The following is a 22,884-nucleotide window of genomic DNA, read 5'->3' as shown; positions in this document are numbered from 1 at the left end:
CTCGGCCGTCCCCTGTGGCGGTCGATGTCGGGATGCCCGCCGGCAGCTCCACCGTTTCCGCCTGCGGTGCAGGCCAGGGAGAACGTGCGCCACCACCAGGTCTCAGGAAATCGACGACAAGGAGCTCCACCATGTCCCGTTCCAAGATCACCACCACCGGTATCGCCTGCGTGACCGTCGCCTTCGCGGCGGCCGTGGCCCTGTCCGGTACGGCGCACGCGGTTCCCGATGCCCGGGGGGTGACGCTGACCTGCCAGGACAGCACTGGTAAGACCTGGGTCACCGGCGGCGCCGGCACCCTGACGTCGAGCGACCCGGGCGGCACCAACCCGCAGAAGATGAAGCTCGCGTCGCCGATGGTGGCGCCGATCGCCATCCCGGCGAACTCGCTGGCCACCGTCATCCGCACGGTCCAGACCGGCGCGGGCGCGGGCACCATCCGCGACTTCGTCGGCACGGTCAACCCGCCGATGAACGTCGGCAACCCGATCACCCTCGGGGCGATCCCGGCCACGGCGCGCCTGGCCGCGGGCACCACCGTGCGTCTGCAGGACACCTCGGCCGCGGCGCCCAGCGCCACCAACTGGTCGATGAAGATCAACACCACCATTTCCGGTTCGTCGGTCGACATCTACTGCGCCGGCAAGCAGGACGCGGCTTCGGGCGACTTCAGCTTCTAGTCGCCTCCCCGGTCGGGTGCTCCCGGCGAGTACCCGACCGGGCCGAGGGTGCGGGTGTGACGGTCTGCTGCTGCACAAAGCCTGCCCGGGTGGCGTTCGCGCCGCCTGGGCAGGTGTTTTTAGCTTCCCGGGTCCCGTCTCTTTCGGTGCGACAGGGCCGGGGCGGAAATAGTGTGACCGTTTGAATCCGGTGTCACGTGTCACCGGCGGAAAATTCGATAAACCGCGATTCGCATGCAAGGGGCGGGTCGCGTATTCGCCTTCTCCGGGGCAAGCCGGTTCGGGGTGGTGCGAGTACCCGATCGGCGCGAACGCGGCTCCTCGGGCCCGTGTGTGGCTCGGTGCGGCGCGAGGAATGGACCCGAGGCCCGGACGTCCGCGGCCGGGAGGGCGGGATTGCCGGGCCGGCCGCGAGCCGCCCCGCCGATGGCCTCGTCGGAGGCGCTCCGGAAGCCGCCGATTGCATGATCGGAAAGCGGCGGACCCGAGGGCCGAAGCCATCCGCGTGGCGCTCCCTTTTTGTTTTCGATGGGCATTCAAACGATTGGAATCACAGTAAGTAATCGAGCCTGTATAGTGACGCGTGTCACCATGATCAAAATTATGTAATTGATGATCATTGGCAATGGGCGACAGGTCTTGGTCAATATGGTTGGAAGGTAGTCGATGATCACTTGGCAATGCAAAGGTGGACAATAGGCATTGACTTCTTTTCGGCATCCCGCTTCACTCTCTCTTGCCGGGGAGCCGAACTCGAAGCAATGCGGATCCTTCTGCGGTAACAGCGGCATCGCTGCACCTGTCGATGTCGAGATACCGGCCGGCGGTACCAAAGCCCTGCCCACCGCGGGTGGTCGGGCGGGCGTGTCTTCGTTCGGAAAGCCGTGAAAGGAGCACTACCTTCATGTCACGTTCCAAGATCGCCTCGGTCGGCATCGCCTGTACGGCGGGTGCCTTCGCGGCCACGATGGCCCTCTCGGGTACCGCTTGGGCCCTACCGCCGGAAAGCCGCACCATCACCATGACGTGTGTGGACATCAACAGCGGCACCACCTGGGCGAGCGGCGGTGCGGGCACCCTCACGTCCAGTGACCCGGGTGCGCCCAACCCGCAGAAGATGAAGCTGACATCGACGATCCCGGCGCCCGTCACCATCGCGCCCAACACCCTCACCACCACCATCCGGTTCACCGGCGGGATCACCTTCACCGGAACGTTCAACCCGCCGATGAACGGGCCGCCCACGCCCAGCCCGATCACCCTCGGCCCGCTCCCCGCCACCTCCCGGATCGCGTCGGGCACCTCGGCGTCGTTGCTCCCCACGTCCGGCACGCCGAGCGCCACGAACTACTCGGTGCGCATCCAGGCGTCGTTCCCGGGTGTTCCCCCGGCCGACATCCGTTGCACGGGCAGCCAGAACACGGGTCAGACCGCCTTCACGTTCTGACCCGACCGGCTCTCGACCAGGGAGCCGGAGCCCTCGGCTCCGAACGCACCTCGCGCCCGTCGCGGCGGCCCTCGGGTCGCCGCGACGGGCGTTTCCCGTATCCGCGCCGCGGCCGACACGGCACCTCGCCGAGCCGCACAGCCCCCGCCACACATGCGTCGGCCCCGGTATCCGCATCGGATACCGGGGCCGAACGCGTTTGCCGTGTCGGCTACTTCACCGTGATGCCCGCCATGCCGAGCTTGTCGAACTTGAAGCTCGTGTCGATCTCGACCGCCGTGATGCCGGTGGTCTTCTTGCTGGTCACCAGGATCCACGAGCTGAACCTGCCGTTGCGGTCGGTCCAGGCCAGGCCGAAGTTGAAGGTCGGGTTCGCGCCCTCCACGCCGGCCAGCGCGATCAGCGTGTTCGGGGTGAAGTTCTCCCCGGACACCTTCACGAACGTCCACGGCCGCACCGTGCTCTTGCTCAGCGTCACCTTGCGCTGCGGGACCGGGACCTCGACCTTCTTCACGGTCAGCGGCGTGGAGGCGGTGCGACCGCCGTCGGTGACCTGGACGCTGTACGTGCCGTCCGCGGTGCCGGGGGCGACCGTCACGGTGCCGGAGAGCACGCCGTCGGCGCCGATCCGCAGGCTGTTGGCGGAGATGCCCGCCGGGTTGCACGCGGTGCCGTCCGCGGCGCACAGGGACGGCGTGGGGGTGCCGCCCTTGGTCCAGTTGGTACCGGCGAGCGTGGTCTCCTTGCCGGCCTCCACGGTGCCCGGGGACGCGCTCAGGGTGGCCGTCTCGGGCGTGCTCTGCACGGCGATGCTCTGCACCACGCCGGAGCCGCCGGTGACCGCGCACGGCGTGGTGAAGTTGCCGTACGGCGTCACCGTGGCGGTGGTGGTCTTGGTCGGCGTCAAGTCGACGGTGCCGGTCGCGGTGGCCGGGATCTGGAGCCGGACCGAGAACGGCGGGCTCTGGATCGGCGTGTTCGCCGGGATGTCGATCGTGGTCTCGGCGCCGGCGAGGGTGACCGAGCCGGTCGCGCCGCCGGACAGGGCGAAGTCGATCGACGGCGTCATCTTGATGCCGCTGAGCGCGGCGGGGCTGGTCGCCGGGCTCGGGCCGAGGGTGATCTTCAGGTCGACCGTCTCGCCGGGCTTGGCGGTGGTCGGACCGTCCACGGTCACCGACATCGGTCCGGTCTTGTCGCCCTGGCCGAGCGGCAGCGAGCACGTGACGGTCGGCGTCGCGGTGCCGGCGAAGGCGGCGGGGGCGGCGGCGAGGAATCCGGTGATCGCCAGTGTGCCGACGCCGAGTCCGGCGGTCAGGCGCTTGGTGCGCTGCTTCATGAGGTGCGGCTCCCTGTCCTGCGTTCCTTGCCGGCGGCGGGCGTTGGCGTCGCGTCGGCGGCATGGGGGCGGATACGCGCGTGGCTAAGTGGAACGTGTTCCAGAAGTGGGGCGGGTCACATTGATGCGCTTTCGCCTGTCGAAGTCAAGAGGCACGAAAGCCCCCGCCGGCTCTGCGGGAGGTCTTCGGCAGAGCCCTGACCTGCACTGACACGTGTCGTCCGGAAGCGGTGGAACAAGTTCCACTTTCCCCGGTCGCGAGGTGCCCCCGGTCCGGATACGCGAACGGGGCGCCCCCGCACCGAAGGTGCGAGAGCGCCCCGCGTGGGGCCGACGTGCCGTCAGGAGACGGTCAGCGTCAGGGTTCCCGTGTACGTCCCGGCCGCCTGGTACGCCGGGACGGCGAGCGACAGGCCCGCGTTCGCGCTGAACACGCCACCGGTCTTGTGCGCCGGATCCGTGGACGCCGCCGAGCTGCACAGCAGCCCGCCGTTGACCGTACCCGCCGAGCCGGTCACGACCTGGCTCGCCGAGTTCGGCTCGGCCGCACACCGGGGTGTCCAGGACAACGCCGAGGCGGGCAGCGAGTAGCCGCCGTCCGCCTTGAAGTCCGAGACGGAGCCGGTGAGTTGCCAGCCGAGCGTGCCCTTGCGGGCATCGGTGACGGTGACCGCGTTCAGCGAGCCCGTCATGGTCTGGTCCCGGTTCGCGAACGGCACGTCCGCGAGCAGGACGCCGGTTCCGGCCTGGGTCATCGACAACGTGCCCGGTTCCTCGCCGGGACCGCCGCCCTCGACGGTGAACGGGGCGAGTGCCATCTTGTTGCGGTCGTTCTTCTCCGCCGCCCGGATCTGGGTCGTCCCGGGTTTGGTCACCGTCAGATCGACGGCGAACGTCCCGTCGGGACCCGCGGCGACCTCGGTGCTGTCACCGGTGAGACCCAGGTTCGTGTCCAGGGTCTCCAGCACGACGGCCGCGCCGGGGGTGAAGTTGTGCCCCGTCACGTGCGCCTTCGTGCCCGAGGGGCCACGATCCGGGGTCGCGGTGATCGCCCGTGGCAGGACGACCGCCGAGGTCACCGTGACCGGTTGGGACACCGAGGCGATCCCGACGGTGACCTTCACCAGGTAATTCCCCGGCGGCACCTGCGTACCGAGCGTCGCCTGGGCGGTGAGCGCACCACCCTTGGCCACCGAACCGGTGCCCGCGGTGAACGCGGAACCGACGCAACCCGAACCGTCCTCCTGGCACAGCTGCACCTGCGGATTGCCCTGGCCGGTCGGCCAGTTCTCCCCGGACAGGTTCACCGGGTCACCCGGCTTGAGCAGGGTCTGCGCGACCACCAGGCTCGGCTGGGCCGGCGCGCCCACCATGATCGACTGCGAGACGGCCGGCGTGCCGACGGGCGCGCCGCTCGACGCGATGGTGATCACCTTGAGGCCGTATCCGCCGGGCGTCAGGTCGATCCGACCCGCCTTGGTGACCTTGAAGGTGCCCTTCATGTCGTTGACCTTGAGCACGTCGCCGCCCGGGGTGGCCGGGTTGCCCTTGTCGCCGGTGACCTGTACGTCGCCGGTCTGCGCGCCGGAGAGCTTCACGGTGCCGCTGGGCGTCACCGTGTCCTTCAGCGCGACGACCCAGCTCGACGGGTTGCGCGGATAGCCGATCCACTTCCAGCCGACGGTGACCTCGTCGCCGATCTCGTACCACGTCTTGGCCGGGCTCACCGAGAGTGCGACCTCCGGTGACCAGTCGAACGCCGGGCCGTTGCCCCACGCCGGGGTGTAGCGCACGGTGTACTTGACCGGCTCGGAGTGCCGCATCGCGTCCTTGGCGACCGAGACCGGTACCAGGATCGACGTGGCGCCCGAGGCGATCCGCATCTGTCGCACGCCGTCCGACAGACCGGCGGCGACCCGGACCTGGCCCGACAACTTTCCGGAGGCGTCGACGGTGAGGGTGGAGCCCGACGCCCCTTCCGCCGCACAGGCGTTGCCGTTCAGGTCGCACAACTCGACACCGACCGGACCGACGGGCCAGTTCTCCCCGGTCACATCGATGCCCGCGCCCGGCCGGACCACGTTCCAGCCGAACGTCACGGTCGGCGCCTTGACCGCGCCGTCCACCGCGAGCGTCGCGCCCACGCCCGGCGTGCCGTTGGGCGTGCACGGCGTGTCCCAGCTGCCGAACATGTTCGCGGTACTGGTGTAGCCGCCGGGGGAGAGCTTCAGCTCGCCCGGCTTGGTGATCTTGAGCGTGCCCGTCATGTTCGACAGCCACAACTTCTCGCCGCCGGGGGTCTGCGCGTTCTTCTGCGGACCCTCCATGGCGATCTCGCCGCCCTGCGCGCCGGAGACGAGGACCTTGCCGCGCGGCTTGACCGCGTCGGCGTTCACGGTCACCGAGGACGGGTTCTTGGCCGCGTCCTTCCACGTCCAGGTGACGGTGACCTCGTCGCCGACGTTGTACTTCGCCTTGACCGGGGCGACCGCGAGGTCGACCTGGGCGTCGAAGTCGAACGGACCGCCACCGATGCTCGGCGGTACACAGTGCACGTTGTACGTCACCGGAGCCGCGTTCGCGGACTGCGCCCCCGCGCCAACGCCCAGGGCGCCGGCCACGAGGGCGGTGCCCAGTACGCCGGCGACGCGCTTGTTGCGGGATCCGGACCCAGTGCTTTCCCTGGTTCTTGGTCTGAGCATGTGGTGCTGTCCCTCCTCGGGATGCCTGCCTGGCCCGCCGGGGGAGCGAGCAGTCGAACACCACACCGGGACCGGTCCGTCGCCGTCGGTGACCCGCGCGGCGCGGGACGGTCGATTCGGTGCCGTGCGCCGATTTTCGACGTCGGCGGGGTGACACCCGACCCCGCCGCTGTCACCCGGTCTTTCCCTGCGATGAAACCTGTTCCAGAAAACGGCGCCTCCCATTGAGCCCGTGGGCGTTTGCGAAGTCAACAGCGGAACGCGTTCCGACGGCAACGATTTGTGTGCGCCGTCGGCCGGTGTCGTACACGCGGGCCCGATGGGCGAAAAGCGTTGGCGCGTACGGGAAATGGGCGACGGGACGCCCACCGCGCAGTGAGGGATTGCGGTGGGCGCCCCGTGCTGATCAGCCGTGCCGGCCAACCGTGACCGTGATCAGGAAATCGACAGGGTCAGCGTCGCGCTGTAGTCGCCGGCGCCCTGGTAGGCCGGAACCTTCAGGTCGATGTCGGCGTCGGCGGAGAAGGTGCCGCCGGTGTTGGTCGAGCCCTGCGGGACCGAGGCCAGGGTCGCGCCCGAGCCGATGGTGCCCGCGCTGCCCGCGACCGGGGTGCCCTTGGACTTCTCGTCGGCCTTGGCGGCCTTCGGCTTCCAGGAGAAGTGGTCGGCGGGAATGCTCTCGCCGGCCGCGTTCTCGAAGTCGGTGACCGAACCGGTCAGCGTCCACCCGGCGTTGCCGCCGCGCAGGTCGGACACGGTGACCGTGTTGAGCTTGCCGGTCATGGTCTGGTCCTGGGCGCTCACCGAGACGTCGGACATGCGGATGCCGCCCGCCTGCTGGGTGATCGCCAGGGAGCCGGCGGTGATCGTGCCGTCCAGCTTCTGGGTCAGGTCGCCCGGCTGGGTCGGGTCGACCTTCTTGCGGACCAGCAGCTGCGCCTGGCCGCTGTTGCCCTCGGAGTCGGCCACCGCGAGGGTGTGCGCGCCGTTGGCGACGTTGTCGGCGAGCTTGACGTTGCCGGTCAGGTTGCCGGACGCGTCCACCGTGAGGGTGGAGGACGCGATCCCGGCAGCCGCGCCGTCCAGCGTCGCGGTCACCGCGCCGGGGGCGAACTTGCTTCCGGTCAGGGCCACTTCGCTACCCGGCTCGACCGCGGTCGAGGGCGCGTTCAGTACCGGCTTGTCGGCCGCGCCGACCTTGAGCGTGGCCGAGGGGGCGACCGTGTTCACCGGGTTGCACTTGGTCTCGGCGTCCAGGCCGAACGCCTTGGTGAAGGTCGAGTACAGGCCCGGGGTCAGCGTCACGTCGCCGGCCTGGGTCAGCTTGACCTTGCCGGTCATGTTGGTGAGCACCAGCTCCTGGCCCGGCAGGGTCTCCGGGTTGATCCGCTGCCCCTCGACCGCGACCGCTCCGGTCGCCGCGCCGCCCAGGGTGACGCTGCCCTTGGGCAGGGTGGAGTCCTTGTCCACCTTGCCGACCACGGGGATCTCCGGCGGCGCCTTCGGGTACGACTTCCAGGTCCAGGTGACGGTGACCTCCTCGCCGACGTCGTAGCGTGCCTTGGCGGGCGCCACCGACAGGTCGATCTTGAGGTCGCCGTCCGGGATCACCAGGTTCGGCACGATCTGGTTGACGCAGTGCGAGGTGTAGGTCACGTCGGCGGCGTTCGCGCCGGGCGCGAGGGCCACCATGCCGACGGTGCCGGCGATCGTCACCACGCCGAGCGAGGCGGCGAGTTGCCTGTTTGCCTTGAACATAGGGTGCGTTCCTTTTCTCGGATACCGCTCTGCCGGCGCCGGGGTGGGCGGGGCAGCCGAAACACCACGTCGCAGGACCGGGCGCGGGGGGCGGGACGCACACGCCCGCGCGGCCTCGACGGCGCATGCGCGTCCGGACGGGTGCCGTCGCGAAGTGCGGCCCCGCCGGTCGGTGGAACGTGTTGCAGAAATGATGCTTGATCATTCCGCTCCACCCGGTGTGCAAAGTCAAGGGATACGGCCGGAAAACCGGAAGGACGCCCTCCTCGTTCGAGCGAGGAGGGCGTCCCGGTGTCCGAGGGTGACTCAGCTCAGACTGAGCGTCAGATTTCCCGTGTAGGCCTCGGAGCGGGTTCCGCCCGGAAGGGACAGGCTCAGCAGGGCGTTGGCCTCGAACGCGCCGCCCGTGACGGCGCCGGTGCTCGGGTTCTGCCGACACAGCACCTCGGCGTCGCCGCCGACCGTGCCGGGCACGCCGGTGCCGACGGCGGCGGGCGGGCCCTCGACGGTGGTGCAGGCCGGGATCCAGGTGAGTCGTCGGGCCGGTACGACCTCACCGCCCTGGCCGATGAAGTCGCTGCTCTGCGCGGTCAGCGTCCAGCCGAGGGTGCTGCCGCGCCGGTCCTGGATGGTGACCGGGTTGAGCCGACCCTCCAACTCCTGTGTCGTGTCGCCGGGTCGGAACTCCGGCATGGTCACACCCGCCGAGTTCTGCCGCATGAACAGCGGCCCGGCGACGGCGTCGGCGGGGGTCTGCGGTACCTGTCCGGCGGGCGGGAGCGGGGGCACTCCGGGCGGGGGCGTGGTGCCCGCGCCCGGGATGCCCGCGCCCGGCGTGGCGCCGGTGCCGCCGAGGGTCGGGTCGCCGATCGCCCCGGCGGTGGGGCCGGTGGGCACGCCGCTCGGGAGCGGGGCGGACGGGGTGCCGCCGGAGCCGGCCGATCCGCCGGCGGACGGGTTGCCGGATCCGCCGGCGCCGCCCGGACCGCCGGTGCCGGGGCCCGAGGTCGGGGGCGTGCCGACCTGGATGCTCGTCGAGACGGGCAGTCGGTCGGGGTGTACGGGGGTGCAGGGCGAGTCCTGGATCAGGAACTGCTGGAGTACGTACGCCCCGGGGGCCAGGTCGATCCGGCCCTCGGTCGCGAGGGTGAACTTCCCGGTCAGGTCCGCGACCGGCAGGGGTTGCGCGGCGCCGACGCCCGGGTGTCGGGCGGGGCCGGTGAGTTCGATGTCGCCGACCTGGGCGTTGGAGAGCCTGACGGTGGCCTTGGGGGTCTCGACGTCGGGGAGGACCCCGGCCCACGCCCACGGGTTGCGCGGCGGCGCGGCCCAGTGCCAGGTGACGGTGACCTCCTCGCCCACCTTGTAGGTGCCCTGCTTCGGCGGCGACACGGAGAGCTCGACCTTCGGCTTCCAGGTGAAGACGGGTCCGCCGGCGAGTGGTGGTCGGCAGCTCACCTCGTGCTCCACGGGTGCCGCCTGTGCCGCGGGTGCGACCGCCGTGAGACCCGCCGCGCCGGCGACGAGGACGACCGCCGCCGGTATCGCGAGCAGCCTCCTGCGGGGTGGAACCATGTGCGGGACGCTCCTTTCCGGGCCGACCCCGGGCTCGATCGAACGTGGTCGTCGATGCCCGGGCCGGCTTGAAACGTGTTCCATATATGGGCCAAATGCCCATTGATTCGGCATGCCTGACGTGGTGTCAAGGGATCCGGGCGGGCTGTGTCGCGTTCGGGACGTGCCGGCTCACGGCCCTGGGCGGCGGCGGACCGAGGCGCCGAGGGCGGGGTCGGGGTCGGCCCGGCGCAGGGCGGGAAGTCGGCGGGTTCGTAAGGGTTTGGCAAGGCGTGTGTACGCGACACGTGTCGAATATGTGAGGTCATGTCAACCGTCTTGTCGACAGAGTGATTTCGCAGGTCGCGCGATATGGAACCGTGTCCGACGGATGCAGATTTTCTGCTTTTCGCTGTTGTCCGCTCATGCCACTTGTCGTACCGTCACCCGAAGATCTGACGTGACATCAAGTACTGGAACAGTCTCGATGTCTCCCGGATGCGCCGAGAAAGCCCCGCTCAGGGAACGCAAGGCGTGTCCCCACCGGTGCTTGCGCGGTCCGGTTTTCCCGCCCGGTCCGCGCCTCGAAAGGGGGAAGTCGGGTGTGGCGACCGCGTGTACCCGATGAGTCGGGGCGCGTGCCGGGCCGGTGCAGGCCGACCCGCCGAAACGGCCCTGCCGATCGCGTGTCGCTCCGGCCGTTTCGATCAGGACTTCTCGACGAGCAAGAGATCCCCCGAAGGGAGAACCACCGTATGGGCAGGCCCATTAAGCGAACAGCGGGTGGCTTGGCGGCGCTCGCCGTCATGGCGGGCGCCATGATGACTCTCGCGCCGCAGGCCGGCGCCGGGACATCGAACACGACGCTCAAGTGCGACTTCAGCGACCCGACGGTCAAGGCCGCCATGGGCGGCAAGGACTCGGTCACCGGCCCGCAGGCGTTCACCGTCACCGGTCCGGCAGAGGGCACCGCCGGCGCCCAGATCAAACTGAACATCGACCCGGGGGTCAGCCCGGCTTCCTCGCCGCTCGGCACCACGGTCAAGATCACCCCGACGGTGACCTTCACCGCCAAGTACGACGGCGGATCCGCCGTGCTCACCGCCGTGGGCGCGACGTTGGACCTGCCGCTCAAGGCCAACGCCGGGATCGACGTGCCCTCGTTCGCGGCCAACGTCGCGTTGCCCACGAAGGCCGCCGGCAAGGTGGACCTGCTGCCGAAGACCTTCGCGCTGAAGATCGACGTCGCCGATCCGAAGCTGACGCTGAACGTCCCGTGCGCGGTCACCGATGCCAGCCCCCAGCCCGCCTTCTCGGTCACCCTTCCGGCCGCGAGCACCACCGGGGGCAGCACCAGTTCGGGTTCGACCAGCTCCGGTTCGACCAGTTCCGGCTCCACCAGCTCCGGCTCGTCCTCGTCGAGTTCCACCAGCTCCACGGGAACCAGCACCTCGGGCACCACCGCCGGCAACGACTCGCTGGCCAAGACCGGTCCGATGGACGACGCGCTCTCGATGGGTCTGCTCGGCGGGACCGTCGGTCTGCTCGGCATCGGCGGCGTGCTGCTCGCGACCCGTCGGGTGCGCTCCTCGCGCAACGCCTGACCCGGACGCGGACGGTCGGCCTCCCGGCTCGGGAGGCCGACCGCGGCGCTTGCCGACGCTATTGACTCCGCGAGGCGATCGCGGGTGAATGGCTCGCCTGAATCTGTAACACGTTTCAGTTCACTGTGTGGGGTCCGTGTCCCGCAGGGGAATCGACGGACAGCGGGACGGCCGCCTCGGCCGTGTGCCACCGATCTCGAGCGAGGCGACCGCCCAGGTACGGCACCGGAGCGCCGGGCTCGTGGCAGTGCAGTGCTCCTCGGCACCCGCTCCGGTGTGGTGTTCGACCGCCCCGCCCCCGGTGGCGGTGGCAACCCCCAGAAGGGAGCAGCACCACATGTTCAAACCCAGCAGGAAGGTCACCGCGTCGTTCGGCGTCGCGATGATCGCGGGTACCGCGGGACTGGTCGCGGGTGCGCCGGCGGCGTCGGCCGCGTCGGTCAACCCGGACCTGACCTGCACCGAGCCGATCCTGCACTGGAACAAGTCCGGCAAGCAGACGTTCGACGTCACGCTCACGCCGGACACCGGCTCGGCACCGGGGACGGTGCAGGCCAAGATCGACGCGGGCGAGAACCCGTTGCGGACGGACACCCCGTTCAACGGCATCGGCTTCGTCGGCCAGTACACCTTCACCCTGAGCACCGGTGGCGAAGTAACCCTGACCGCACCGCAGTTCACCGCCGACATCAGTCCCACGAAGGGCATCGACCCGCCCGAGTTCACCGCCGACCTGGCCATTCCGCAGGCGGCGCCGGGGACCCGGATCGATCTGACGCTCAAGACCTTCGCGGTGGACGTCTACCTGCCCGGCAGCGCGAACAAGATCACCACCGCCACCTGCGCGGTGACCGGGAACAACGGCGTCGTCGCCTCGTACAAAGTCGCCGACGCCCCGCTCGACCCGACCCTGACCACCACCCCGGGACAGGTCAAGCCCGGCGACTCCCTCACCGTCGCCGGCGCGAACTGGCCCGCGGGTACGCCCACGGTCGCCCTGTGCGACGCCGGCGGCAACGCCTGTGACCCGGCCAAGGTCACCGGCGCGCTCACCGTCACGGACGGAGCGCTGGCCGGTACCGCGACCATCGGCGCGACGGTCGCGGACGGCTCGTACCAGCTCAAGGTCACCGTGGGCGACAAGTCCAAGACCTCGAACGTCACGGTCAAGGCGGACGTCCCGAGCAACCCGCGCAAGCTCACCCTGAACCCGACCCACGGGCCGGTCGGCACCAAGGTCACCGTCAACGGCGAGGGCTACACGCCCAACGCCGCCGTGTACGTGGTCCCGACCAACGCCGCCCACCAGCCGGACGTGCCCGGCATGGTGACGGCGACGGCGGGCGCGGACGGGAAGTTCACCGCCGAGGTCACGGTCACCAAGGCCGACACCACGCTGATCGCGGGGTCGGAGGACACCGCCGGCACGCTGTCCGCCGGCGCGCCGTTCACGGTCGACGGGGGCAACCCCCCGGCCGGCACGCTGAAGCAGGACCTCACCGGCTCGATCGCCGGCGGCGGCCTGACGATCTCCCAGGAGAACGGCGGGATCAAACTTTCCGACGTGACCCTCAACGGCACCCAGCAGAACATGACCGGCGCGCTGAACACGGTGACGGTCAAGGACTACCGCGGCGGCGCCACGGGTTGGACGCTGACCGGCGCGGTCACCGACTTCACCAACGGCTCCGGCGGCACCATCGCGGCGGACAAGTTCTCCTGGACACCGAAGATCACCCCGGGCGAGGGCTCGCCCAGCCAGGCCGTGGCCGGCAGCGCGGGTCCGATCGGCACGACCGGCGCCACCCTGGCCTCCGCACCCAACGCGGCGGTCACCGGCGGCACCTTCGCGGCCGACGCGGGTCTGAGCCTGGCGGTTCCGGCCTACCAGGCGCCCGGCAACTACAGCGCGACGCTCACCCTCTCCATCTCCTGACCGACATCTCCCGCCGGACACCATCGGCGGGAGACCCAGAACGGCCCGGAAACCGGGGGCCCTTGGGGTACGGACACCATCCGTGACCCACGGGCCGCCGGCGGCGGGCCGCTGCGGATCGACGCAGAGCGGAGGGTGGGGCGGGCAGCCGGCCCGTCCCGCCCACACCGCACTCGGACGATCCGCGCACGCGACACCCAGGCACACAGCGCGGGCCCTTCGGATCCGCTCCCGAAGCCGGCCCATTCGATCCGCGGCACACAGACCAGCTGGAGACACCGATGACGGGCACCCCGGCCCCACCGATCCGCCGACAAGGCGGACGTACCCGAACCCTGGCCACCCTGTTCGCGGTGCTGGCCACGCTGTTCGCGTCCCTGACACTGGTCGCCTCGGCGCCCGCGTCGGCGGCGGGCAACGGCGAGTGGTCGGTCGACCCGTACGTGCCGGACGGCACCAGCCAAAACGCCCGTCGCTACTTCTTCCTCGAAGGCGCCGCCGGCACCACCGTCCCCGACGTGGTGACCCTGCACAACACGAGCCAGGCGCCGCTGACGCTGAAGCTGTTCGGCGCGGACGCGTACAACACCGCGCGCGACGGCGGCTTCGCGCTGCGCACGGTCACCGACAAGCAGAAGGACGTCGGCACCTGGATCCAGGTGGCGCCGGAGAACCAGACGCTGACCCTGCAACCGGGGGAGAAGCGCCAGGTCCCGTTCAACATCGTCATCCCGCCGAACGCCACGCCCGGTGACCACCCCGGCGCCGTGGTCGCACTGAACACCGCGATCGAGGGCACCCAGCAGCAGGGGCAGATCAAGGTCAACATCCAGCGCCAGATCGGCGCCCGGGTGTACCTGCGCGTACAGGGCGACGCGCTGCCCGCGATGGACGTGCAAAAGGTCGAGGTCAAGCGCGACTCCGGCTTCCACGAGTTCTTCGGGTCGAGCAAGGCGACGATCACCTACCGGATCGTCAACCGGGGCAATGTGATCCTGCGGCCCAAATTCGACCTGAAGGTCGAGGGGCTGTTCGGCCGCAAGCTGATGGGCAAGACCGAGGAGGGCATCGAGATCCTGCCCGGCTCGACGGTGGAGAAGGTCGTCGAGTGGAAGGACGCGCCGCGCCTGGACCACGTCACGGTCAAGGTCGGCGCGGTGGCTCCGGACCAGAAGCTCGACGACTCGGCGAGCACCTCGTACACCGCCGCGCCGTGGCCGAGCCTGCTCACGCTGGCCGCGATCCTGATCCTCGCCGGTCTCGGCTGGGGCCTGTGGCGCAACGGACGCAAGGGCAAGGGCGGGGACCCGGCTGAGCCGAACGGGCCGGCGGGCCCGAACGACGATACGACGGTGCTGCCGCCGATTCCGGCCGCGCCCATGGCGTCCGCCGCACCGGGTGTGGCCGGGGCGTCGGAGCCGGTCGAACTCGCGAAGGCGGGGGCTTCGGACGCGGCGGAGGGTGCTGCGGGCGAAGGGGCAGCGAACGAGGCCGTCGCGGGCGCGACCGGGGCGAGTGCGGTCGAGGCCGCGCAGGCGGACGGTGCTGTGGCTGCTGCTGCGGACAAGCGGGACGAGGACGGGTCGGGCGACGAGAGCAAGGCCGTTGCGGCCGAATCGGCGTCGGTCGAGTCGGAGTCGGCCGAAGCGGGTTCGGACCCGGCGGTGGACGCGAAGGCGGCCGAGGGCACACCGGCCGATGGCGAGGCGGCTGCGGCCGATTCCTCCGATGACGCGCCGATCGCGGCCGAGGCGGCGACCCCCGTCGCGAAGCAGCCCGCCCAGGAGGCGGACAACGAGGCCGAACCCGACGGCGGCACAACAGCGGCCCGGGAGACCGAGGTCGCGGCCGGCGCGGAACCTGCCGGCTCCGAGGCGGCCCCCGAGACCGGGGCCGAGCCCGCGAAGCAGCCGGCCGCGTCCGGCTCCGCGACCGCCGCCGCGTCCGTACCCGTCGGGGACCGCGCGGACGCGTCGGTCGCCGAGGGCTCCGCCGACTCCGCGGGGGTCGGCCGTTGATCCTGGCCAACCGGGTCCGTCACGTGGTTCGAGTCGTCCGCCCCCGCGGGGCCGCGCTCGCGCTGATCGCCGTGTTGCTCATGGGCTGCGTAGCCCTGGGCGGCACGGCGCCCGCGCGTGCCGCCGACCCCCCGCCGCCGGGAGCGGGACCGAGCGCGTCGATCGACCCGGGCAAGGTCGCGGCCGGGGACAAGGTGTCGGTCGTCGGTGGCGACTGGACCCCCGGATCCCTGGTCCAGGCAAGCATCTGCGGCGAGAACGGCCTGCGCGGCACCGTCAACTGCGCCGCCGCCAGTGCCGCGAGCGGAACGGCCGACCCCGGCGGCAACATCTCGATCACGCTGACCGCCGCCGTCCCGCCGTCCCCCTGTCCGTGCGTGGTCCGGATCGCGGTGATCATGAACGGCCCGCCGAAGGACGCGAGCGTGCCGCTGGAGATCGACGGCGCGCCCTACGCCCCGCTGCCGGTGACGGTCAAGACGCCCGGCCGGCTGGTCTTCATCGACAGCGCCATGGTCGGCGAGGACTCGATCTTCACCTGGTTCGGCTCACCGGTGCAGCGCCGGTTCCGGATCGAGGTCGGCAACATGGGCCAGACCGCGATCATCAACCCGACCTTCCGAATCGGCTTCTACGAAGGCGTGTACGCCCCGACCTGGGAGAACTACGAGTCGCACGTCACCATCGCGCCCGGACAGCGCACCACCATCTCGCTCCCGGTGGAGCTGAACCCCCGCCAACACGGCACGTTCAGCTGGCGGGTGACCTACGACAACCAGATCGTGGACGAACAGGCCCTGGAGGTCGGCCGCCCCTGGGGCGTGTACATCTTCGGCGCGCTCCTGGTGATCGTGGTCCCGGTGGCGGCCTGGCGGCTGTTCGTGCGCGTCGTCGAACTGGTCGGCGAGCAGCGGGCCCGGCGCACCGGTGAGCGCGAGCGCGAAGTGGGCCTGCCCGAATCCTCGTTGCGCGCGACCAGGGCCGACAAGAACCGCACGTCGGACGGGGACGCGGCGGATGACGGCGCGTCGGATTCCCGTACGGCGAACCGACGCCCGGCCGGGACCGACGTCGAGCCGGTCGACCTGAGCAAGCGCCCGATGCGCTCGATGGTCGAGACGATGGCGATCGGCGGTCCGCTGTACGCGGATTCCGAGCCCGGCGGCGACGATCACCCCCGTGCCGGCGAGTCCGGGGGAGGGGATCGATGACCCCGCGACCCGGCAAGGGCGTCGGCGCCCTCGTCGCGATCACGGTCGTGGCGGGCACCGTGCTGGTGTTCCACTACGGCCCCGGCGGCGAGTTCGGGGCGTCGCGTACCGATGTCAGCGACCAGGCCGGACCGGGCGGCGGCGGTACGTTCCGCCCCGTGCCGACCGCCGGCACGGACACGAACTCCGTCCCGCCGAGCACCGGTTCGACCGGGACGGACCCGTCCGGCTCCGGCCCCGCCGGTAACGGCACGAGCGGCGGCGGAGGCGGCGCGACCGGCGGCACCGGTACAGGAGACCTCGACTGGGACACCAGGATCGAGCAACCCCGTACCCCCGACCGGGTGGACGGCAACGTCAACCCGGGCCCGCTGGCGGTCAGCACCCCGAACGCCGGGCAGAGCCGGCTCGTCGTGGACCGCAGCACCGGCACCGCCAAGGGCGCGCTGAACCCGATGCTCGTCCAGGACTTCCGCGGTTCGCGCAACGGGTGGACCCTCACCGGCGCGATGTCCGACTTCCGCGCGGAGGACGGTTCCCGGATCGAGGCGCACAACCTCGTCTGGGAGCCGTACTGCACGCCACACCCGGGGCGCGGCCCGTATCCCAGCTCGGCGAAGCCCGGAAACCGGACCCAGTCGAGCCGTACCGCGACCCTCTGCTCCACCTCGTCCTCACCGGGTGTCACAGGGGGTGAATTCGATGTCGGCGCGGATCTGACCCTGCGTCTGCCCGACCGCAACACGTCGGCCGAGAGCTATTCGGCGACTTTGACGCTCACGCTCAGCTGACCGAAACGACGGGGTGGGTCCCGCCCCGACGAAGGGAGCACAACCTGATGAGCAAGGCCAAGACAAGACTCGCCACCGCCGCCGTCGGCGGCATGTTGGTGGCGGGGGGCACGGGCATGATCGTGTTGGCACCCGCGGCACAGGCCGCTCCGGTCAAGGTCAACATGACCTGCAAGATCCCCTATCCGCCGAACTCGCCGGACGTCACCGACGACTTCAACATCTCGTTGGAGATGCCGACCGCCAAGACCGCGCCGGGCGGCGAGGCCACGGTCAAGGTGAGCATGGGCGCCACTCCGGTCAACGGGCCGGAGACCCTTCCCCAGCCGGTGTCCTTCGCCGCGACGTTCGACGCGAAGGCGTCGGGAGGTTCGACCCAGGACCTCAAGATCGTCGGGGAGGAGGGCAAGATCCAGGTCACCAAGGGTCAGCCGATCACGCTTCCCGACTTCAACGCGAAGATCAAGGTGCCGTCCGACGCCAAGGGCGACATCGACATCACGCCGACCAAGCTGGTGCTGAACGCCGCCGGCATCATCAACGTGCCCTGCACGGTGAACGGCACGCCGAAGCTCGGCACCCTCCCGGTGGACGGCGGCGCCATCCCCTCGACCTCGGCCTCGCCGTCGACCTCCGCTTCGCCGTCGACGTCCGCGTCTCCGTCGACCTCGACGTCCCCCTCGAACGAGCCGCCCGGTCCGCCGAACGGCAAGGAAGTGAACGTCGACTACACCTGCAAGACGGTGGTCGAGGACTTCCCGGTCGAGATCCCGGACACGACGGCGACCTACGGGGTGACCGTCACCGTGCCCGGCACCGCCTCGAAGGGCGCCAAGCTGGACATCTCGGCCTCGTTCAAGGACAACCTGGTCGGCAAGGCGCCGTCGAGCCTGCCCGGCAGCGACATCGACCTCAAGTTCGTGCCCACGATCACCATCGACGTGGCGCAGGGCTCGACCAAGGCACCGCTGGAGCTGGTCGGCCCGGAGAAGGCGGTCAAGGTCAACGGGGGCGACCCGCTGAAGGTGGACGGGCCGATCACCGGCAAGTTCGACGTGTGGGGCGGCGGCGACTACACCTTCACGCCGGGCCAGTTGAAGATCGCGACCAAGGCGTCGCTGGGCTCCATCAACGCCAAGTCCACCACCACCTGCACGGTCACCCACACCGACGTCTCGGCCACCCTCAAGGCCAAGGGTGACGCCGGCACCCCGCCGCCCACGCTGACCCAGTCCCCCTCGGGCAACGTCGGCACCAACGGCGGCAGCAGCTCCACCGGCGGCAGCACCGGCGACCTCGCGCACACCGGTGCCTCCGGCGGCGGCATGACCGCGTTCGCGATGGCGGCCGGCACCGCCGTGCTCGCGGCGATCGCGCTGATGTTGTTCGTGCCCTACCGTCGTCGGATCCGCAACCAGGTCTGACGGCCGGTCGGTTCCGGGCACCACGACCGAATCCGGCCCGAACCGAAACCGCATGCGAAGGGTCCCCTTGCCGGTCCTCACCCGGCCGGGGGACCCTTCGGCCATATCCCGCCCCGACTTCCGCTCCGCCCCGACTCCCGCCCGACTCCCGTTCGTCGCCCACGAGAAGGAACGCGACCCCCGATGGCTCTCTCGGCTTCACGCCCGGCCGGCGCCGCCCTCGCCCTGGCCTGCGCGGTCGGCCCGGTGCTCGCGCTCGCCGCGCCCGCCGCGGCGGAACCGCTGACCGTGCCGGTGCACTGCGTCATCCCGCTGGACCAGCCCGCCGTGGACGGTCCGCAGCAGATCTCCCTCGACGGCCCGACCGATCCGATCCGCCCGGGCGAGAAGGCGCGGATCAAGGTCACCCTCGGCGGCAGCCCCGCCACCAGCCCGCTGCCGTTCCCCGGCACCCCGCTGACCCCGTCGATCCAGCTCGTCCTCTCCGGCGGCGCGAGCGGCGAACTCACCCTCCAGGGCCCGAAGATGCGCGTGGACATCCCCGGTACGCCCGCGCTGATCGTGGTGCCGCCGTACGAGGGCGAGATCACCGTGCCGCTCGACGCCAAGGGTGACGTCCGGATCGCCCCCGGCAAGATGGTCACCACCACCGCGATCTTCGGCGACCAGATCACCACGTGCTTCCCGACCGCGCCCGCGCCGCCCGCGATGACGCTGCGGGTCGACCTCCAGGGAGCGGCCCCCGACGGCCCCTCCGGCGCCCCGGGCGACCCGACGGCCGGAGCACCCCCGGCATCGGGCCAGGCGCCGGCCCAGACCCCGTCGGGGGGTACGCAGGACCCGACCGCGAGCGCGGCGCGCAGCCCCGACGCGATGGTCGAGAGCCGGGGCGGCGACGACGGCGAGATCTCCGGCGGAGCGATCATCTGGATCGTCGCCGGCGGGCTGATCCTGCTGATGGCCGCGTCCACGATGGTCTTCTCCTGGCGTCGCCACAAAGACGACGAATGGTGAGGTGAACGCCGCCTTCCGGGCACTGGTCCGCCGACCTCCGGTCGGCGAAAAATGCCCGCCGATCCCGGGCTCCTCCGGTCCGCTCGTACGGAGCTCGTCAACGTGGCGCCCCCGCGTCAGTAACATCAAGGTCATGACCCGCGTACTGCTCGCCGAGGACGACGCATCCATCTCCGAACCACTCGCGCGTGCGTTGCGCCGAGAGGGCTACGAGGTCGAGGTGCGCGAGGACGGCCCAAGCGCTCTCGAATGCGCCGCGCAGAGTGGGGTGGACCTGCTCGTCCTCGACCTCGGTCTGCCCGGCATGGACGGCCTGGAGGTGTGCCGGCGGCTGCGCGCCGAGGGGCACGGCTTCCCGGTGCTCGTCCTGACCGCGCGCGCCGACGAAGTGGACACCGTGGTCGGCCTCGACGCCGGTGCCGACGACTACGTCACCAAGCCCTTCCGGCTCGCCGAACTGCTCGCGCGCGTGCGCGCGCTGCTGCGGCGCGGCGCGGCCGACGTCGGCCAGGGTGTGCACGGCGTGCGGATCGACGTCGACTCGCACCGCGCCTGGATCGGCGAGGAGGAGCTCCAGCTCACCGCCAAGGAGTTCGACCTGCTGCGCGTGCTCGTGCGCGACGCGGGCCGGGTGGTCACCCGCGACCAGCTGATGCGCGAGGTCTGGGACACCACCTGGTGGAGCTCCACCAAGACGCTCGACATGCACATCTCCTGGTTGCGCAAGAAGCTCGGCGACGACGCGGGCAACCCCCGCTACATCACCACCGTGCGCGGCGTGGGCTTCCGCTTCGAGAAGAGCTGAGCCGGAGCCGGGCCGACCTCGCGCGAGCCGACCTCGAAAAGCTGACGGGATCCACCTTGCGTCGCAGGCTCATCAACACCACGCTCGGCGTGGTCCTGGTCGTCGTGGCCGTACTCGGCGTGCCGTTGGCGTTCGTCGAGACGCACGCGATCGAGAACACCGCGGGCGACAGCCTCAAGGCCGAGGCCGCCCGCATCCTGGAGGTCGTCGAACTGCGGATGGCCTCCGGCGAGCACTCCGACGCCGCGCTGCTGCGCCGCCAGGTCGAGCCGCATCGCTACGCGATCGTGCGGCTGCCGGGCGATCCTCCGCTGGTGATCGGCGACAAGCCGAGCGGCCGGGTCTTCGAGAAGACCATGCCCGGCGAGATGGGCGACTCGGTCACCGTCGGCGAGCCGCGCGAGCGGGTGACCACCAAGATCCGCGAATCGCTGCTGCTGATCCTGGGCGTGGCGCTGCTCGCGGTCGCGGCCGCCGCCGCCCTCGCGGTCTGGCAGGCCCGCCGCCTGGCCCGCCCGCTGACCGACCTGGCCGAGACCGCCGAGCGCTTGGGCTCGGGCGACCCCAGGCCCCGACACCGCCGCTACGGCGTGCCGGAGCTGGACCGGGTCGCCGAGGTGCTGGACCAGAGCGCCGAGCGGATCGCCAGGATGCTCACCGCCGAGCGCCGGCTGGCCGCCGACGCCTCGCATCAGCTGCGCACCCCGCTGACCGCGCTGTCCATGCGCCTCGAGGAGATCATCGCCACCGAGGACCCGGAGATCGTCAAGGAAGAGGCGGCGATCGCGCTCTCCCAGGTCGAGCGGCTGACCGACGTGGTGCAGCGGCTGCTGACCAGCAGTCGGCGCGGCACCGGCGGGCGCGACCCGCGCAACATGTCCGCGGTCACCGTCCGGGTGGACGACGTGATCCAGCAGCAGATCGACGAGTGGCGGCCCAACTTCCGCGAGGCCCGCCGCAGCATCCGGGTCGAGGGCGAGCGCGGGCTGACCGCGGTGGCCACGCCGGGCGCGTTGTCCCAGGTGCTGGCCACGCTGGTGGAGAACACGCTGATGCACGGCGCGGGCGCGGTGAACATCCGGACCCGGATCACCGGGACGTCCGTGGTGGTCGAGGTGGAGGACGAGGGCACGGGCGTGCCCGACGAGCTGGGTGCGCGGGTGTTCGAGCGGGCGGTCAGCGGCCACAACTCGACCGGCCTGGGGCTCGCGGTGGCCCGGGATCTGGCCGAGGCCGACGGGGGGCGGTTGGAGCTGCTCCAGCAGCGGCCGCCGGTGTTCGCGGTGTTCCTGGCGGCCCACCCGGAGGAAGGGCACGGCTGACGGTTCGTCGCGTCGTGGTCGGAGGCGGTGAGCGGGGGAGGTGCGGGCCGGTTCAGGCCCGGGAGGTCTTGCTCTCGTCCTCGACCAGCCGCGCGGCCTCGGTGTCCAGTCGGGTGCCGGCGGGTCCCGCCGGCCGATCGTCCGCGTCCTCGTCGCCCGGCGGCGCGACCACCCGGACCGGCTTGCGGTCGATCTCGTGGGTGCCGGTGAACACCCACGTGCGATACGACCAGAACCGGAACAGGGTGCCGAGCGGCAGGCCGACCGCGTACTTCGCGATGTTGTCCGCGAGCAGCGAGGTGTGGCCGAGCCAGTAGTGCGAGATCGCCACGGTGCCGGCCTCGATCGCCATGCCGACCCCGCTGAACACCATGAACAGCACGAACTCGCGCCGACTGTCGTCGGAGGTGCGGTGCCGGAAGGCCCAGTAGCGGTTGCCGAGATAGTTCACCACGATCGCGACGGCCGTCGAGATCACCGACGAGCGCACCGAGGCCAGGCCCAGGTGGTCACGACACAGGTTGAACACGATCACGTTCACGACCACGCCGAACCCGCCGACGGCGCCGAACTTCAGCGTTTCGCGCAGCAGGTGTCCGACCCGGTCGTACCAATTCCGGAGCGCCTTCACGACATGCCACCTTCGGCGACCGGTACGGGGTCCGGCCGTTTGTGCTTGAACACCCACGTGCGGAATGCCCAGAAGCGAAACAGCGTGCCGAGAGCCATACCGACGATGTTCGCCGAGATGTTGTCGGCGAGCTTGCTCTCGTAGCCCATCAGGGTGTGCGACACGAACACGCTCGACGCCTGGATGCCCGCGGCGATCGCGCTGAACACGAAGAAGAGCGTGTACTCGCGCCCGACGCCGGTGCGATCCCGATGCCGATAGGTCCAGTATCGGTTACCGACGTACGCGACGATCGTCGCCGGGATCGAGGACGTGATCTTCGCGCCGACCCCGCCCATCCCCAGGGACAGGCACAGGTTGAACACGAGGACGTCCACCGCGTAGGCCAGGCCGCCCGCCACGAGGAACTGGGTGACCTCGGAGCGCACCCGGGCGATCCGGCTCGCCGGCGGCCCGGCGGCTCCCTCGGACAGGGCGTCGACGGGCGAAGGCACGGACGCTCCTCTGGCACCACGGGTGCTACCGACTCGACGACTCACTCGACGAGGGTAGCCGTCGCGGCCGTTCGACATCGGCGCCCGGTCTCCCTCCCGTCGCACACTCTTTACCGGAACATCCCGCGTCACCTGTGGCGCGGGTCCCCCTGGA

17 protein-coding genes are annotated in these 22,884 nt (G+C 70.8%); 11 read left to right on the top strand and 6 right to left on the bottom strand.

Features of this window, described 5'->3' with window-relative positions:
• Nucleotides 1-131: 131 nt before the first annotated feature.
• The gene (locus tag ACMXN5_RS12440; RefSeq protein WP_439675315.1) at nt 132-680 is read left to right on the top strand and encodes a hypothetical protein; all 549 of its coding nucleotides are present in this window, start codon (nt 132-134) and stop codon (nt 678-680) included.
• A 904-nt stretch (nt 681-1,584) separates the two neighbouring features.
• On the top strand, nt 1,585-2,127 hold the full coding sequence (locus tag ACMXN5_RS12435; protein WP_439675314.1) for a hypothetical protein: 543 nt from the start codon (nt 1,585-1,587) through the stop codon (nt 2,125-2,127).
• A gap of 211 nt (nt 2,128-2,338) precedes the next feature.
• On the opposite strand, the gene ACMXN5_RS12430 is transcribed toward ACMXN5_RS12435, so the two are convergent.
• The 4 genes from ACMXN5_RS12430 to ACMXN5_RS12415 all read right to left on the bottom strand — a co-directional run bounded on the left by ACMXN5_RS12430 (nt 2,339) and on the right by ACMXN5_RS12415 (nt 9,501).
• Nucleotides 2,339-3,466, bottom strand: a complete 1,128-nt coding sequence (locus tag ACMXN5_RS12430) for a hypothetical protein (RefSeq protein WP_439675313.1) — start codon at nt 3,464-3,466, stop codon at nt 2,339-2,341.
• Between the two features lie 341 nt (nt 3,467-3,807).
• Nucleotides 3,808-6,168, bottom strand: coding sequence for a hypothetical protein (locus ACMXN5_RS12425; RefSeq protein WP_439675312.1), 2,361 nt, complete (start codon nt 6,166-6,168; stop codon nt 3,808-3,810).
• 435 nt (nt 6,169-6,603) lie between these two features.
• Nucleotides 6,604-7,926 (bottom strand): WxL domain-containing protein, encoded by a 1,323-nt coding sequence (locus tag ACMXN5_RS12420; protein WP_439675311.1) that lies wholly within the window; start codon nt 7,924-7,926, stop codon nt 6,604-6,606.
• A gap of 306 nt (nt 7,927-8,232) precedes the next feature.
• On the bottom strand, nt 8,233-9,501 hold the full coding sequence (locus ACMXN5_RS12415; protein WP_439675310.1) for a hypothetical protein: 1,269 nt from the start codon (nt 9,499-9,501) through the stop codon (nt 8,233-8,235).
• Between the two features lie 734 nt (nt 9,502-10,235).
• Between ACMXN5_RS12415 and ACMXN5_RS12410 the strand changes: the two genes are divergently transcribed.
• The 9 genes from ACMXN5_RS12410 (at nt 10,236) to ACMXN5_RS12370 (ending at nt 21,605) form a co-directional block, all read left to right on the top strand.
• Nucleotides 10,236-11,084, top strand: coding sequence for a hypothetical protein (locus tag ACMXN5_RS12410; RefSeq protein ID WP_439675309.1), 849 nt, complete (start codon nt 10,236-10,238; stop codon nt 11,082-11,084).
• 337 nt (nt 11,085-11,421) lie between these two features.
• Entirely contained in the window at nt 11,422-13,020 is a 1,599-nt protein-coding gene (locus tag ACMXN5_RS12405) for a hypothetical protein (protein WP_439675308.1), read from the top strand.
• A gap of 281 nt (nt 13,021-13,301) precedes the next feature.
• Complete coding sequence (locus ACMXN5_RS12400; protein WP_439675307.1) at nt 13,302-15,038, top strand: WxL protein peptidoglycan domain-containing protein; 1,737 nt, start codon at nt 13,302-13,304, stop codon at nt 15,036-15,038.
• A 23-nt stretch (nt 15,039-15,061) separates the two neighbouring features.
• Nucleotides 15,062-16,249: a hypothetical protein gene (locus ACMXN5_RS12395; protein ID WP_439675306.1), complete on the top strand. Its 1,188-nt coding sequence runs from the start codon at nt 15,062-15,064 to the stop codon at nt 16,247-16,249.
• Nucleotides 16,246-17,040 carry a hypothetical protein gene (locus ACMXN5_RS12390; RefSeq protein WP_439675305.1) on the top strand — a complete coding sequence of 265 codons (795 nt, stop codon included), beginning with the start codon at nt 16,246-16,248 and terminating at the stop codon, nt 17,038-17,040. Before ACMXN5_RS12395 ends, ACMXN5_RS12390 begins: the two co-directional genes overlap by 4 nt.
• 47 nt (nt 17,041-17,087) lie before the next feature.
• On the top strand, nt 17,088-18,464 hold the full coding sequence (locus ACMXN5_RS12385; RefSeq protein ID WP_439675304.1) for a hypothetical protein: 1,377 nt from the start codon (nt 17,088-17,090) through the stop codon (nt 18,462-18,464).
• Nucleotides 18,465-18,647: 183 nt separating this feature from the next.
• A complete protein-coding gene (locus ACMXN5_RS12380; protein ID WP_439675303.1) occupies nt 18,648-19,478 on the top strand; it encodes a hypothetical protein in 831 nt (276 codons plus the stop codon).
• Between the two features lie 133 nt (nt 19,479-19,611).
• The gene (locus tag ACMXN5_RS12375) at nt 19,612-20,283 is read left to right on the top strand and encodes a response regulator transcription factor (protein WP_020556678.1); all 672 of its coding nucleotides are present in this window, start codon (nt 19,612-19,614) and stop codon (nt 20,281-20,283) included.
• 56 nt (nt 20,284-20,339) lie between these two features.
• Entirely contained in the window at nt 20,340-21,605 is a 1,266-nt protein-coding gene (locus ACMXN5_RS12370) for an ATP-binding protein (RefSeq protein ID WP_395799913.1), read from the top strand.
• A 52-nt stretch (nt 21,606-21,657) separates the two neighbouring features.
• Here the strand turns inward: ACMXN5_RS12370 and ACMXN5_RS12365 are convergent, their stop codons facing one another.
• Both ACMXN5_RS12365 and ACMXN5_RS12360 read right to left on the bottom strand, forming a co-directional pair.
• Nucleotides 21,658-22,236 carry a GtrA family protein gene (locus tag ACMXN5_RS12365; protein WP_439675302.1) on the bottom strand — a complete coding sequence of 193 codons (579 nt, stop codon included), beginning with the start codon at nt 22,234-22,236 and terminating at the stop codon, nt 21,658-21,660.
• Nucleotides 22,233-22,730 carry a GtrA family protein gene (locus ACMXN5_RS12360; protein WP_439675301.1) on the bottom strand — a complete coding sequence of 166 codons (498 nt, stop codon included), beginning with the start codon at nt 22,728-22,730 and terminating at the stop codon, nt 22,233-22,235. Before ACMXN5_RS12360 ends, ACMXN5_RS12365 begins: the two co-directional genes overlap by 4 nt.
• Nucleotides 22,731-22,884: the final 154 nt, after the last annotated feature.

It is taken from the genome of Embleya australiensis (assembly GCF_051903075.1).
In the GTDB taxonomy this organism is placed as follows: domain Bacteria; phylum Actinomycetota; class Actinomycetes; order Streptomycetales; family Streptomycetaceae; genus Embleya.
Note: the sequence above shows the minus strand (reverse complement) of the source record. Positions and strands in the feature narration are given on the sequence as shown.